This is a genomic window from Blastococcus sp. SYSU DS1021 (assembly GCF_054050995.1).
On record NZ_JBJHAL010000011.1, the window covers coordinates 38237 to 51959 of the forward strand.

The following is a 13723-nucleotide window of genomic DNA, read 5'->3' on the forward strand; positions in this document are numbered from 1 at the left end:
CGCGACGCCACGGGCGTGCCGGCTCACTCCTCCCCGGAGAACCGGTACACCACGTCCTCGACCGAGTCGGTCGCGAAGGCGTACACGAAGCGCAGCGGCTCCTCCGCGGTGTTCCGGATGCCGTGCTCGGCGTTCCCGGGGATGAAGACGGCCGACCCGCCGGCCACGGGGTGCTCGACCCCGTCCAGGACGACGACCCCGGTGCCCGCGATGACGTGGTAGACCTCGGCCTGGATGTGCCGGTGCCGACCGAGCCAGCCGGCGGGGGGCAGCTCGGCGAGGCCGGTGTAGAGCGAGGACGTCGGCGTCCGGTCCCGGCTGATCAGCACCTGGAAGGCGACGTGGCCCCGGACCGGGTCGTCCCACACCTCGGTCTCGGCCTCGGCTGCGGTGCGCACCACGGGTTCCATGCCACCGGGCTGCCCCGGGAGACGCCGGCGCAACCCCGTTCTGCGGTGCGGCGCGGCCCCGTGCTCGCCCCGCGGCCGGTCGGGAGGACGGCTCCAGGTGCCGACGACCAGGACGCTGGGGATCAGGACCCGGACCGCGGCCCGGCCCGCTAGAGTCCGGGCGTTCGACGTGGCCCCAGTTCTGGCACCTCCCGCCGACGGCCCATCGGGACCGGTGTTCGAGGTGCTCGCAGGATCGGCAGACCACCACGCAGGAGGTCAGATGAGCACGACAGCGGGAGACGGCACCCCGCAGACGCACGAGGAGCGCCGGCGCGGCGCGTTCAGCTCCCGCCGCGTCTTCATCCTGGCGGCGATCGGCTCGGCGGTCGGGCTCGGCAACATCTGGCGGTTCCCCTACGTCGCCTACGAGAACGGCGGCGGCGCCTTCCTGCTGCCCTACCTGGTCGCGCTGCTCACCGCCGGCATCCCGTTCCTCCTGCTCGACTACGCGATCGGCCACCGCCACCGCGGCTCCGCGCCGCTCTCCTTCGCCCGGCTGCGCCGCGGCACCGAGGGGCTCGGCTGGTGGCAGGTGGGCATCTGCTTCGTCATCGCCGTCTACTACGCCGCGGTGCTCGCCTGGGCGCTGCGCTACACCCTCTTCTCGCTCGACCAGGCCTGGGGCGCCGACCCGGAAGGCTTCTTCTTCGGCGAGTTCCTGCAGGCCGGTGACGTCGAGGTCACCGCCGACGTGGTGCCCGGGGTGCTCGTGCCCCTGGCGCTGGTCTGGCTGGCCGTCCTCGTGATCATGGCCCTCGGCGTCCAGCGCGGGGTCGGTATGACGTCGCTGGTCCTGATCCCGGTGCTGGTGCTCGCCTTCGCCGCCCTCGTCGTGCAGGCGCTGCTGCTGCCGGGCGCGGGCGCGGGCCTCGACGCGTTCTTCACGCCGGACTGGTCGGCGCTCACCTCGGCCCCCGTCTGGGCCGCCGCGTTCGGCCAGATCTTCTTCTCGCTGTCGGTCGGCTTCGGCATCATGATCACCTACGCGTCGTACGTCCGCCGCCGCGAGGACATGATCGGCTCCGGCCTCGTCGTGGGCTTCTCGAACTCCAGCTTCGAGCTGCTCGCCGGCATCGGCGTGTTCGCCGCCCTGGGCTTCATGGCCCAGGCGAGCGGGGACGCGGTCGGCGACGTGGTCGACGGCGGGATCGGCCTGGCCTTCATCGCCTTCCCCACGATCATCAGCGAGGCGCCGGCCGGCGCCCTCCTCGGCGTCCTGTTCTTCGGGTCGCTCGTCGTCGCCGGCATCACCTCGCTGATCAGCGTGATCGAGGTGGTGATCTCGGCGGTCCGCGACAAGCTCGACACGAGCCGCCTCACCGCGACCCTCGCGGTCGGCGTGCCGGCCGCGGTGCTGAGCCTGGTGCTCTTCAGCACGACGAGCGGCATCTACGTGCTCGACGTCGTCGACCGCTTCGTCAACCAGTACGGCATCCTCGTCGTGGCGCTCGTCAGCATGCTGGTCGTCTCCTGGCTGGTGCGGGCTCTGCCCCGTCTCAGCGAGCACCTCAACGTCCACGGCCGGCCGCGGGTCGGCACCGGCTGGCGGGTGCTGACCAGCGTCGTCGCCCCGGCGGGCCTGGCCATCGTGCTCGTCTTCACGGTGCGAGAGGACCTCACCGCGCCCTACGGGGCCGGGGACTACCCGACGTGGCTGCTGCTGGTCTTCGGCTGGTTGATGGCTGTGGCGCTCCCGCTGGTCGGCTTCCTCCTCGCCCGGCTGCCGTGGCGCTCCGGGACCCACCTGGACGGGCCGCCACCCGGCTCCGACCCCGCGGCGCCGCTGCACGCGACCTCCGCGGCGGACCCGAACCGCCCGGGAACCGGGCACGACGAGGGAGGCCGGCGATGAGCGCCGAGGCGATCGCGATGATGGTGGTGGCGATGGTCGTCATCTGGGGCGGCCTCGTGCTGGCCGTCGCCAGCCTGCTGCGCCACGGGAACGTCGAGGACCGCGCCGAGAACGGGCACCGGGACCGCTGACCCGGCGCACACGGCAGGCCTGACAGCCCCTCGCCCGCCCGGGCCGCGACCTGAGTGCCGGACGGCTGCACTAGCGTCCGTTGCATGGAGACCAGCGGCATCCACATGGCCCGGGTGGGCGATCTCGAGCTCGCCTACGAGACGTTCGGCGAGACGGCGGATCCGCCGGTCCTGCTCGTCATGGGGCTGGCCACCCAGATGATCGGCTGGCCCGACGACTTCTGCCGCGGCCTGGCCGAGCAGGGGCTGTTCGTCATCCGCTTCGACAACCGCGACATCGGGCTGTCCACCCACCTCGACGGCGCCGGCGCCCCGGACGTCCTGGCGATCCTCGGCGGCGACCGCTCCTCGGTCGCGTACTCGTTGACCGACCTCGCCGAGGACACCGTCGGCCTGCTCGACACCCTCGGCCTCGACAGCGCGCACGTCGTCGGCGCCTCGATGGGCGGGATGATCGCCCAGCTGGTGGCCATCTCCCACCCCGACCGGGTGCGCAGCCTTACCTCGATCATGTCGACCACCGGCGACCCGGCCGTGGGCGCCCCGGATGAGGCCGCGATGGGGGTGCTCCTGGCCGCACCGGCGGGCGACCGCGAGGGCGCGATCCAGCGCGTCGTGGACACCTACCGGGTGATCGGCTCTCCTGGCTTCGAGTTCGACGAGGCCGCGGTGCGCGACCGGGCCGGGCTCTCCTTCGACCGGGCGTACGACCCGGCCGGCGTGGCCCGGCAGCTGGCCGCCATCCTCACCACGCACGACCGGACCGCCGACCTCGCCCGGGTCGCCGTGCCCACCCTCGTGATCCACGGCGAGCAGGACAGCCTGGTGAACGTCTCCGGCGGTCGCGCGACGGCTGCGGCGGTCCCGGGGGCGGAGCTGCTGGTCGTCGACGGCATGGGCCACGACCTGCCGCGCGAGGTCTGGCCGCAGCTCACCGACCGGATCACCGCGCTGATCGAGCGCGTCGAACGCCGAGCGTAACCGCCGCTCCGGCGGCCCTACCGGTGACCGGCGGAACCGCATAGCGTCGGACAACTGTGAACTGGGTCACCATCGAGGTCTTCGACGGCGGCACCCCCGCCTCGGGATGGCTGCGCGCCTGGCACGACCTGCTCGTCGAGACGGCGGTGACGTCCGGCGCCCGGTTCTGGGACGAGCACGAGCACCGCTGGGGCGTCGTCCTGGAGTTCGTCTTCGACGAGGAGGGCCAGCGCGACGGCTTCCGCGACGCACCGGCGGTGCGGGCGGCGCTCGACGCCGCGCCCGACCCGGTCAACGGCGTCCTGGTCTACCCGCACCGGGGCGGCGGGAGCGGCAGCCGCCACCCCCGCCGCCCGCGACCGCTGCGCGACAGCGGGGCGGCCGCGCTGCCGGAACCGGACCCCGACGCCGACCGGGTCCGCCCGTGCACCGCCCGCGCCGACCTCGCCGCCGCGGACCCGTCGCTCAGCTGGTGAGCATCCCGCCCTCGACCGGGATGGTGGTGCCGGTGACGTACCCGCCGGCGTCGCTGACCAGGAAGACCAGCGCAGCGGCGAGTTCCTCGGGCTCGCCCTTCCGCCCGACGAGGACCCGGGACAGCTGCGACTCCAGGTAGCCCTCGGGGTACTGGTCGGTCATCTCCGAGGTGAAGAACCCCGGCGCCAGCGCGTTGACGCGGATGCCCTTGCGCCCGGTCCACTGCTGGGCGAGGTCACGGGTCAGCCCGATCAGCCCCGCCTTGCTCGCGGCGTAGGCCGCCTGCGGCAGGCCGGCCGTGGTCAGCCCCAGCACGCTGGAGATGTTGACGATGGAGCTGCCGGGCTGCATCACCCGGCCGCAGGCCTGGGCCATCCAGTAGCAGCCGTTGAGGTTGACGTCGATGACCTGCCGGAACTGCTCGGGCGTCTCCCTGGTCGCCGGCGCGGCGGTGCCCACACCGGCGTTGTTCACCAGGATGTCGACCTTGCCGAACTCCGCCACGGCCGCGTCGACGAGGGCCTGGCAGTCCTCGGGCCGGGACACGTCGGTGGCCACGCTGATCGCGCGCCGCCCGGCCGCCTCCACCGCGCGCTGGGTGTCGGCCAGCCGGTCGACCCGGCGGGCCCCCAGGGCGACGTCGCAGCCGGCCTCGGCCAGGGTGCGGGCGAAGACCGCCCCCAGCCCGGAGGACGCCCCCGTCACGATGGCGACGCGGTCGTCGAGGCGGAACAGGTCGAGGATCGAGCGGTCGGGCATGAGCGGGGATCTCCTCGCAGACGATGGGGTGTCCCGCCACCGTATCGGCCGTGTGCGGTAGATCACCGGTCGAGCCGGGTAGGGGCGCTGGGTCCAGACACCGGGCACAGGGAGACCGACCATGACCGACCTCGCGCAGCAGCCGCTCGACCGCGCGGCGCCGGCGACCGGGGAGCGCCGGTGAGCGCCCCGATGTGGCGGCAGGCCTACGACGCCGCCGAGCGCGCGATCGCGCCCCGGGCCGACGACCTGGTCCGCAGCGAGTACTTCTCCCTGGCCACCGCGCTGCTGCGCCGCGCGCAGACCGTCGCGGGCAGTTCCGTCCGGGACCTGAGCGCGCGCGCCTGGCACCTGGTCAACCTGCCCGCGGGCAGCGACATCAGCCGGCTGCGCGCGCAGATCGGCTCCCTGGACCGCGAGGTGCGCCGGCTGACCATCCAGCTGGAGCAGGAGCGGCGACGCGGCTCTCCGTCGCGCCCCGGCCCGGCCCGAACGACGACCGCCCCGACCACGGAGGACAGCGATGCCGACGGTGCCCAGCCCGCAGACGGTGCTCGACCGCGTCCGGCGCGACGTCGAGCGCAACACCCTGCGCGCCCGTAACGGCATCAAGCTCGTCGCCGGCGTCGACCGGCCCGGCGTCGGGCAGACCCCCAAGGACGTCGTCTGGCAGCGGGGCCGCACCCAGCTCTGGCACTACCGCAACGACCCCGACACCTATGGCGGCGTCCGCTACGGGCCACCGCTGCTGATCGTGTTCAGCATGATCAGCAAGAGCTACATCCTCGACCTGACGCCCGGCAACAGCTTCGTGGAGCAGCTGCTGAAGGCCGGTTTCGACGTGTACATGCTCGACTGGGGCGAGCCCGACGAGCGCGACGCGGGCAACGGTCTCGAGGACTACGTCGACGACTACATCCCCGCCGGGGTCGACCGCGTCCTCGAGCTCTCCGGCGCCGACGAGGTCAACCTGTTCGGCTACTGCTTCGGCGGGAACCTGGCCCTGCTCTACGCCGCGCACCACCCCGACGCGCCGCTGCGCAGCCTCACCGTGCTGGCGACACCGGTCGACTTCCGGCACATGGGGCCGCTCGCCGACATCTTCGCCGTCGGCGGGATGGACGTCGGCTCGGTCCTCGACGCGGACGGCAACGTCCCGCCCTCGGTCGTCGTCCAGGGTTTCCGGGCGCTGACCCCGACGGCGGAGGTGACCCGCTACGTCACCCTGTGGGAGCGGCTCTGGAACGACGAGTACGTCGCCTCCTACCAGGCGATGACGGGGTGGTCGGACGACCACGTGCCCTTCCCCGGCGCCGCCGCGCGGCAGACGGCGGAGATGCTGGTGCGGAACAACGGCATGGTCGACGACCGGCTCGCCGTGGGTGGGGACCCGGTGCACCTCGCCGACATCCACGTGCCGTTCCTGACCGTGCGGGCCAACCGCGACCACATCGTGCCGCCGGACGCCACCGCACCGCTGATCGACCTGGTCGGCTCCCCCGACAAGCACGAGCTCTGCCTCGACGCCGGACACATGGGGCTGGTCGTCGGGCGCACCGCGGCGAAGACCACGGTGCCCACGATCATCGACTTCGTCCGCCGGCGCAGCGACCCGCTCGACGCCGACGAGACCAGCCAGGAGGCCTGACGTGACGGTGGTGGAACTGGGACCCGATCGCTGCGACGCGCTGCTGCGGTTCTTCGGTGACCTCCCCGAGGGAGACCTGACCTTCATCAAGGAGGAGGTCACCGACCCCGAGACCGTCCGTTCGTGGGCGACCGGTGACTCCGCCGGCGGCCGCTGGGTGGCGGTCGAGGGCGACGAGGTGACCGGTTACGTCGCCGTCCGGCCGCTGCCGGGCTGGTCGGACCACGTCGGCGAGGTCCGCCTGGTCGTCGCCCCGTCCCGCCGCGGCAGCGGGCTCGGGCGGGAGCTGGCCCGGCAGGCCCTGGTCGGCGCGGTCTCCTCGGGGCTGTCGAAGCTCGTCGTCGAGGTGGTCGCCGAGCAGGGGGCGGCGCTGGCGCTCTTCAGCGACCTCGGCTTCAGCGGTGAGGCCCTGCTGCGCGACCACATCCGCGATCGCAGCGGCGAGCTGCGCGACCTGATGGTGCTGGCGCACCACGTGTCCGACACGTGGGCGGGCATGGACACCGTCGGTATCGCCGACGAGCTCGGGGCCCCCGCAGGCTGACCGGCTCAGCGCTCGGTGACCCGCCCGCCGTCGACGTCGAGCCGGCGGTCGGTGGCGACGGCGGCGAGCATCCGCCGGTCGTGGGTGACCAGCAGCAGCGTGCCCGTGTAGCCGGCCAGCGCCTGCTCCAGCTGCTCGATCGCCGGCAGGTCGAGGTGGTTGGTCGGCTCGTCGAGCACCAGCACGTTGATGCCTCGGGCCTGCAGCAGCGCCAGAGCGGCGCGGGTGCGCTCCCCCGGCGACAGGGTGACCGCCGGGCGCAGCACGTGGTCGGCGGTGAGGCCGAACTTCGCCAGCAGCGTCCGCACCTCCGCCGTCGGCCAGTCGGGGACCTCCGCGCCGAACGCGTCGAGCAGCTGCTCCTGACCGAGGAAGCGTTCCCGGGCCTGGTCGATCTCGCCGATCCGGACCGACGGCCCGAGCGACGCCGACCCCTCCTCCAGGGGAACGCGGCCGAGCAGAGCGGCCAGCAGGGTCGACTTCCCCGATCCGTTGGCGCCGGTGATCGCCACCCGGTCGCCCCAGTCGACCTGCAGGTCCACCGGGCCGAGGGTGAAGCCGCCCCGGCGGACGACGGCGCCGCGCAGCGTGGCGACGACGGCGCCGGCCCGCGGCGCGGCGGCGATCTCCATGCGGAGCTCCCACTCCTTGCGGGGCTCCTCGACCACGTCCAGCCGCTCGATCATCCGCTCGGTCTGCTTGGCCTTGGCCGCCTGCTTCTCCGCCGAGGCCCGGTTGTGCGCCTTGATGAACTTGTCGGGGTCCTTCTGCTTCTTGACCGCGTCGCGGACACCCTTGGCCATCCAGTTGCGCTGCATCCGGGCGCGCGCCTCCAGCCCCGCCTTGGTCTCGGCGAACTCCTCGTACTCCTCGCGCGCGTGCCGGCGGGCGACCTCCCGCTCTGCCAGGTACGCCTCGTAGCCGCCGTCGTGCACCCGCACCAGCTGCTGGGCGAGGTCGAGCTCGACGATCCGGTTGGCCGTGCGGGCGAGGAACTCGCGGTCGTGGCTGACGACGACGACACCGGCCCGGGAACCGGTCACGAACCGCTCCAGCTGGTCGAGCCCGGCGAGGTCCAGGTCGTTGGTCGGCTCGTCGAGCAGCAGGAGGTCGTAGCGGGACAGCAGCAGCGAGGCCAGCCCCACGCGCGCGGCCTGCCCGCCGGAGAGCCCGGTCATCAGCGCGTCCAGCGCGACGCCGGGCGCCACCTCGGCGACCACCTCGGCCGCCCGTTCCTCGAGGTCCGCGCCGCCGAGCGCGAGCCAGCGCTCGAGTGCGTCGCCGTACGCGTCGTCGGCGCCCGCCGCGCCGGCGGTGAGCGCATCGGTCGCGGCGTCCAGGGCCGCCTGGGCGGCCGTGACACCGGTCCGCCGGGCGAGCGCGGCGAGGACCGTCTCCCCCTGTCGCCGCTCGTGCTCCTGCGGGAGGTAGCCCAGGGTGGCCGTCGGCGGGCTGAGGGCGATGCTGCCGGCCTCGGCGGCGAGCTCCCCGGCCAGGGTGCGCAGCAGCGTGGACTTGCCCGCGCCGTTCACCCCGACCAGGCCGACGACATCGCCCGGGGCGACGACGAGATCGAGGTCGGAGAAGAGCACGCGGGCGCCGTGGCCGGCCGCCAGTCCGCGGGCGACGAGGGTGGCGCTCACCCCTCCAGCCTGCCAAGCCGCCCGGTCGGGGTCAGCCCCGGCTCGCCGACGGGTCGTCCTCGACGTCGAAGGCGTCGTCGCCGTAGCCGCTGTCGGCGTCCTCGCCGCTCGTCGTCCTGCTCCGCCGGACCAGCCACGGCTGGAGGTGGTCGTAGCCGCGCACCGAGACCCGGCGGAGCGGCCGCACCCGGTAGTCCGGCAGCCCGCGCAGCCGGTCGGCGAGGTCCCGGTCGACCAGCAGCGCGCCGGGCCGGGCGAGCGAGGTGAGCCGGCTGGCGAGGTTCACGACCGGCGAGTAGACGTCGCCGAGGCGGGTGAGCACCGCCCCGTAGGCGGCTCCCACCCGCAGCGGCGGACGGTCGGCGGCCGCCCAGGCGTCAGGAAGTTCCAGTCCGATGTCCGCGGCGTCCGTGGCCGACCAGGCGGTGAACAGCACGCCGTCACCGACGGTCTTCACGACGCGGCCGTGGTGCCGGGCGATCACCTCGGCGGCGGTGCTCTCGAAGTCCTCCACCATCGCGCCCAGCTCGCGGCCGCCCATGCCGCGGCTGCGGGAGGTGTAGCCGACCAGGTCGGCGAACCCCACCGCCAGCTCCCGCCGGTCGCCGGGGCCGGTGGCCGCGAGCAGCCGGTCGACGTTGGCCACGAGGTGCCGGCGCCAGACGTAGTCCTGCACCTCGCGCAGCCGGGGCAGGAGCGCCTGCGCGGCCGCCACCGCGCGCTCGGTGGTCGCGGCCGGGTCCTCGCCGGCCTGCGCGCCGCGGAGCAGCGCGTCGGCCAGCATGTCGGTCTGCCAGTCGGCCAGCCGGGACAGCGACTGCCCCATCGCCCGGGCGATGGAGGCCTCGCTCTCCGGGTCGACGAAGCCGGAGTCGATCAGTGTCGACAGCACCCCGAGAGCGGCGATGTCGGCGTCGGTGAAGGCGGGGTCGTCGTCGGCGGCGTCGGGGAAACCCAGCGCCCGCCAGAGCCGCTGGGTCCGCTCCGGCGGCATACCCGCCATCCGGCCGACCTCCAGCCGGGTGTACCGGCGCGGCCCGCCGAGCAGGAGCCGCTCCAGCGCCTCCCGGGCGCCGGGGTCCGGACCCTCCCCGGGATCAACCATGCCCGTCGCAGACCTCAGTCGGTGGTGTGCACGATCAGCGCACCGCGACCGCGGGTGGCATCGGCCGGCACGGAGCCCAGCAGCCGGCCGACCAGCGTCGCCCCGCAGGCGCCGGCCAGCGCTCCTGCCCGGGCGACGGCGCGCAGCGAGGACTGCGAGCCGTCGGTTCCGACGACGACCGTGGAGTAGGCGGTCACGGGCTCGCTCACGGCGGGCACTCTAGGGGACGACGACCGCCCGTGTGCCCGGGGTCACGCGGGCGGGGCCGGTGCGGCCGGCCAGGAGCGCCACCGCGGCGAGCAGCAGCGGCAGCAGCGCCAGCGCCGCGGAGAGCCCCACCAGCTCGGCCAGGCCCCCGATCGCCGGCGGGCCGAGCAGGAAGCCGAGGTACCCGGGGGTGCTCACCGCGGCGAGCGCCGGCCCGGCCTCCGGCTCGCCCTCCGCCGCGGCGGAGAAGACCAGGGGGACCGTGCAGGCCAGCCCGGCCCCCAGGGCGGCGAAGCCGACCAGCACCACGGCGACGGTCGGACCGGCGACCACCAGCACCCCGCCGGCCGTGGCCACCAGTGCCGAGGTGCGGACGGTGCGGACCCTCCCCCACGCAGCGACGACGCGGTCGCCCGCCAGCCGGCCGGCCACCATCGTCAGGCTGAAGGCGGTGAACGCCAGCCCCGCCACCCCGGCGGAGGCACCCAGTTCGTCGCGCAGGTGGACCGCGCTCCAGTCGCCGACCGCGCCCTCCGCGAGGAGGACGACCAGCGCGATGAGGGCCAGCGGCAGGAGCCGGCCGCGGGGCCACGCGAACAGCGGCCCCGCCTCCCCCTCGGTTCGTTGCTCCCGCAGCAGCGCCGGGAACAGCGGCGCGGTCAGGAGCAGCAGCGCCAGGCCGGTGCCGCCCAGGTGCCAGGGCAGCCCGACGTCCCCCGCCGCGGCCAGCGAACCGGTCAGCGACCCCACCAGGGCCCCGGCCGAGAACGCCGCGTGGAACGACGACATCACCGGCCGGGCGAGCGCCCGCTCCACCGTGACGGCCTGGGCGTTCATGGCCACGTCCAGGCCGCCGAACGCCAGCCCGAACACCAGCAGCGCCGGGACCAGCCAGGGCAGCGACGGCGCCAGCCCCAGCAGGACCGGGACCGCGAAGAAGGCCAGCGCGGTGGCCACCGTCGTCGTCCGGCTGCCGAGCCTCGCGCTGAGCGCACCGACCAGCGGCATGGCGATCAGCGCCCCGACCGCCGGCACGAGCAGGGCGCCGCCGAGTGCTGCGTCGGAGAGCCCGAGGGCGGTCTTGACCGCGGGGATCCGCACCGCCCAGTTCCCGAAGAGGGCACCGTTCGCCGCGAAGACGACGGTCACCGCCAGCCGCGCACGCCCCAGCCGCACCGGTCCCACGCACCCAGTCGACCACGTGGCGGGGAACGTGCACCCACGGGCTCCCGGAAGGTCACCCGCGTGCGCTTGGATGGGTGGGGAACACGGGCCAGCAGACGAGGAGAGCGACATTTCCACCGCCCCCGCCCCCACGACCGGCCCCGTGCGGGTCGAGGTCCAGGGGCTCACCAAGTCCTTCGGCGCCGTCCGGGCGGTGAGCGATCTCGGGTTCACCGTCGAGCCGGGCACCGTCACCGGGTTCCTCGGCCCCAACGGCGCGGGGAAGACCACGACGCTGCGCATGCTGCTCGGGCTCGTGCAGCCCGACGCGGGCACCGCCACGTTCAACGGCACCCCGTACGCGGGCCTGCGGGAGCCGATCCGCACCGTCGGGGCGGTCCTGGAGACGGCGTTCCACCCCGCCCGCTCCGGCCGCAACCACCTGCGCGTCTACTGCCGCGCCGCCGGGCTGCCGCTGCAGCGCGCGGACGCGGTGCTGGCCCAGGTCGGCCTGGCCGACGCCGGCGGCCGCCGGGCGGGCGGCTACTCCCTCGGCATGCGCCAGCGGCTCGGTCTGGCGACGGCGCTGCTGGGCGACCCCGCCGTCCTCGTGCTCGACGAGCCCGCCAACGGGCTGGACCCCGAGGGGATCCAGTGGCTGCGCGGCTTCCTCCGCCACCTCGCGCACGAGCAGGGCCGCACCGTGCTGGTCTCCAGCCACCTCCTCGCCGAGGTCGAGCAGACCGCCGATCGCGTCGTCATCGTCGGCGCCGGCCGGCTGGTCCGCGAGGCCTCGATGGAGCAGCTCCGCTCCGGCGCCGAGAGCGGCGGCACGGTGCTGGTGCGCAGCCCGGAGATCGCGCGGCTGGCCGAGTCGCTGCGCGCCGCGGGCATGCCGGTCACCCTCGACGGCGACTCCCTGACCGTCTCCGGCCGGACCACCGCCGAGGTCGGCGCCCGCGCCTTCGCCGCCGGGGTGGAGCTGCACGAGCTGCGCTCCCGCACCAGCGGCCTCGAGGAGATCTACTTCCAGCTCACGGCCGGCCAGGAGCAGTACGCCGCCGGCGCCACGTCCCCGGAGGTCTCCCGATGACCGACCTCGTCCGCGCCGAGTGGACCAAGCTCTTCACCACCCGGGTGTGGATCGGGCTGCTGATCGGCGCCTGCGTCCTGGCCGGCGGTTTCACGGCACTGTTCACCGCCCTGGCCGGCGTGGAGCAGCAGGGCCAGCCGGGACTGCCGGCGGTCGGCACCCCCGCCTACGAGGAGCTGATCTTCTCCGTCGGCTCCAACGCCAGCGTGCTGCTGCTCATCCTCGGCATCATCGGGATGACCCAGGAGTACCGGCACCGCACCGCGACCCCCACCTTCCTGACGACCCCGCACCGCGGCCGGGTGGTCGGCGCGAAGCTGCTCGCGTACGCGCTCGTCGCCCTCCCGTTCGCGCTGGTGGTCCTGGCGGTCAACGTCCTGGTCGCGGTCGTCTACGCGGGTGCCCGCGGGGCCACGCCGTCCCTGGCCGGGGACAACCTGCGCACCATCGCCCTGTCGGGTCTGGTGCTGGTCCTGTTCACCGTGATCGGCGTCGGGGTCGGCGCGCTGCTGCGCAACCAGGTCGGCGCGATCGTCGGTGCGCTGGTCTACCTCTACGTCGTGGAGCCGATCGTGGCCTCCGTCGGGGCCATCCAGGCGGCCTACAAGTGGCTGCCCGGCGGGGCGGTGCAGGCCCTCACGTCCGACTTCGAGGCACCCGAGTTGCTGACGCCGTGGCAGGGCGGCCTCCTGCTGCTCGGTTACGGTCTCCTGGCGGCGTTCCTGGGCACCTTCCTGGCGGTCCGCCGCGACATCGCCTGAGGCGCCAGCGGCAGGCCTACGACCCCTGCTCCGGTCGAACAGCAGCCCCGAACGCAGAACGGAGAACGCGTGACCACTCGCATGACGGTCCAACGACTCGGCCGGCTGATCGCCGACGGGGAGACAGATGCCGTCCGGACGGCGGTCGCCGAGTCGCCTCAGCTGGTCCAGGGCACCGTCGAGCGCGACGGCCAGGACGGCTGGACCCCGCTGCACCTGGCGGTCGCCTGCGACCGGGTCGACGTCGTCCGCGTGCTGGCCGGGGCGGGCGCCGACCTCTCGGCCCGCACCGACCAGCACCGCACGCCGCTGCACCTGGCGCTCGAGCACGCGCCCGGGCTGGTCCCGGTGCTGGTGGAGCTGGGCGCGGTGGTCGACGCCCCCAGCGCGGCCTACCTCGACGACGTCGACCGGCTCACCGCCGAGCTCGACGGCGGCGCGGCGCTGACCGACCCGGCCACGGGGGTCGACCTGCTCGCGTGGGCCGCGTTCGGCGGCGCCGCCGGCACCGCCCGGCTGCTGCTGGCACGCGGCGCCGACCCCGATGGCGGCGCGCTGCACGCGGCCGCCACCGGCCGCAGCGCGGAGCTGGTGCGCCTCCTCCTGGACGCCGGCGCGGACGTCGACCGCCGGGATCCCGACACCGGCCGCACGCCGCTGCACGCGGCGGTCGCGGCGGGCGCCACGGGGGACGTGCCCGAGATCGTCCGGCTGCTGCTGGACGCGGGAGCCGACGTCAACGCCACCACCCACGACGGTGCCAGCGCGCTGGACATCAGCCGCGTGGCGGCGGCCCGGCACCGGCGGGCCGACGAGCACGAGGCCAGCGGCAACGACGCCCTGGTCGAACTGCTCGTGGCCCACGGCGCGACGCACTGACCACCATGCGGGACGGGCGCGCGGTTC

The 13723-nt window shown here is 74.6% G+C and carries 16 protein-coding genes; 10 read left to right on the top strand and 6 right to left on the bottom strand.

The features are described 5' to 3' along the window. Nucleotides 1-23 precede the first annotated feature (23 nt). On the bottom strand, nucleotides 24-410 hold the full coding sequence (locus ACI8AP_RS10235) for a cupin domain-containing protein (RefSeq protein ID WP_456589232.1): 387 nt from the start codon (nucleotides 408-410) through the stop codon (nucleotides 24-26). A 262-nt stretch (nucleotides 411-672) separates the two neighbouring features. Between ACI8AP_RS10235 and ACI8AP_RS10240 the strand changes: the two genes are divergently transcribed. From ACI8AP_RS10240 to ACI8AP_RS10255, 4 genes are all read left to right on the top strand, one after another. Further along, complete coding sequence (locus ACI8AP_RS10240) at nucleotides 673-2304, top strand: sodium-dependent transporter (RefSeq protein ID WP_456589233.1); 1632 nt, start codon at nucleotides 673-675, stop codon at nucleotides 2302-2304. Further along, nucleotides 2301-2435, top strand: coding sequence for a methionine/alanine import family NSS transporter small subunit (locus ACI8AP_RS10245; RefSeq protein WP_456589234.1), 135 nt, complete (start codon nucleotides 2301-2303; stop codon nucleotides 2433-2435). Before ACI8AP_RS10240 ends, ACI8AP_RS10245 begins: the two co-directional genes overlap by 4 nt. An 84-nt stretch (nucleotides 2436-2519) precedes the next feature. Next, nucleotides 2520-3416 (top strand): alpha/beta fold hydrolase, encoded by an 897-nt coding sequence (locus ACI8AP_RS10250; RefSeq protein ID WP_456589235.1) that lies wholly within the window; start codon nucleotides 2520-2522, stop codon nucleotides 3414-3416. A gap of 56 nt (nucleotides 3417-3472) precedes the next feature. Continuing rightward, nucleotides 3473-3892, top strand: a complete 420-nt coding sequence (locus ACI8AP_RS10255) for a hypothetical protein (RefSeq protein ID WP_456589236.1) — start codon at nucleotides 3473-3475, stop codon at nucleotides 3890-3892. Here ACI8AP_RS10255 and ACI8AP_RS10260 read toward each other — a convergent pair. After that, nucleotides 3882-4652, bottom strand: a complete 771-nt coding sequence (locus ACI8AP_RS10260; protein WP_456589237.1) for an SDR family NAD(P)-dependent oxidoreductase — start codon at nucleotides 4650-4652, stop codon at nucleotides 3882-3884. The genes ACI8AP_RS10255 and ACI8AP_RS10260 overlap by 11 nt on opposite strands. 180 nt (nucleotides 4653-4832) lie before the next feature. Here ACI8AP_RS10260 and ACI8AP_RS10265 point away from each other — a divergent pair, with 180 nt between their 5' ends. From ACI8AP_RS10265 to ACI8AP_RS10275, 3 genes are read left to right on the top strand one after another with little or no spacing between them, the layout of a single operon-like run. After that, on the top strand, nucleotides 4833-5255 hold the full coding sequence (locus ACI8AP_RS10265) for a hypothetical protein (protein ID WP_456589238.1): 423 nt from the start codon (nucleotides 4833-4835) through the stop codon (nucleotides 5253-5255). Continuing rightward, nucleotides 5176-6300 (top strand): alpha/beta fold hydrolase, encoded by a 1125-nt coding sequence (locus tag ACI8AP_RS10270; protein ID WP_456589239.1) that lies wholly within the window; start codon nucleotides 5176-5178, stop codon nucleotides 6298-6300. The genes ACI8AP_RS10265 and ACI8AP_RS10270 overlap by 80 nt, the downstream gene beginning before the upstream one ends. A gap of 1 nt (nucleotide 6301) precedes the next feature. Next, complete coding sequence (locus ACI8AP_RS10275) at nucleotides 6302-6844, top strand: N-acetyltransferase family protein (protein ID WP_456589240.1); 543 nt, start codon at nucleotides 6302-6304, stop codon at nucleotides 6842-6844. A gap of 5 nt (nucleotides 6845-6849) precedes the next feature. On the opposite strand, the gene ACI8AP_RS10280 is transcribed toward ACI8AP_RS10275, so the two are convergent. From ACI8AP_RS10280 to ACI8AP_RS10295, 4 genes are read right to left on the bottom strand one after another with little or no spacing between them, the layout of a single operon-like run. Next, entirely contained in the window at nucleotides 6850-8487 is a 1638-nt protein-coding gene (locus ACI8AP_RS10280; protein WP_456589241.1) for an ABC-F family ATP-binding cassette domain-containing protein, read from the bottom strand. 31 nt (nucleotides 8488-8518) lie between these two features. Next, the gene (locus tag ACI8AP_RS10285) at nucleotides 8519-9592 is read right to left on the bottom strand and encodes an adenylate/guanylate cyclase domain-containing protein (protein WP_456589242.1); all 1074 of its coding nucleotides are present in this window, start codon (nucleotides 9590-9592) and stop codon (nucleotides 8519-8521) included. A gap of 14 nt (nucleotides 9593-9606) precedes the next feature. Beyond that, a complete protein-coding gene (locus ACI8AP_RS10290; protein ID WP_456589243.1) occupies nucleotides 9607-9801 on the bottom strand; it encodes a universal stress protein in 195 nt (64 codons plus the stop codon). 10 nt (nucleotides 9802-9811) lie between these two features. Further along, the gene (locus ACI8AP_RS10295; protein WP_456589244.1) at nucleotides 9812-10984 is read right to left on the bottom strand and encodes an MFS transporter; all 1173 of its coding nucleotides are present in this window, start codon (nucleotides 10982-10984) and stop codon (nucleotides 9812-9814) included. Between the two features lie 142 nt (nucleotides 10985-11126). On the opposite strand from ACI8AP_RS10295, the gene ACI8AP_RS10300 reads away from it, so the two are divergent. The 3 genes from ACI8AP_RS10300 to ACI8AP_RS10310 all read left to right on the top strand — a co-directional run bounded on the left by ACI8AP_RS10300 (nucleotide 11127) and on the right by ACI8AP_RS10310 (nucleotide 13696). Continuing rightward, nucleotides 11127-12056 carry an ABC transporter ATP-binding protein gene (locus tag ACI8AP_RS10300; RefSeq protein WP_456589245.1) on the top strand — a complete coding sequence of 310 codons (930 nt, stop codon included), beginning with the start codon at nucleotides 11127-11129 and terminating at the stop codon, nucleotides 12054-12056. Next, entirely contained in the window at nucleotides 12053-12817 is a 765-nt protein-coding gene (locus ACI8AP_RS10305) for an ABC transporter permease (RefSeq protein ID WP_456589246.1), read from the top strand. Before ACI8AP_RS10300 ends, ACI8AP_RS10305 begins: the two co-directional genes overlap by 4 nt. A gap of 69 nt (nucleotides 12818-12886) precedes the next feature. After that, complete coding sequence (locus ACI8AP_RS10310; protein ID WP_456589247.1) at nucleotides 12887-13696, top strand: ankyrin repeat domain-containing protein; 810 nt, start codon at nucleotides 12887-12889, stop codon at nucleotides 13694-13696. The last annotated feature ends 27 nt before the right edge of the window (nucleotides 13697-13723 follow it).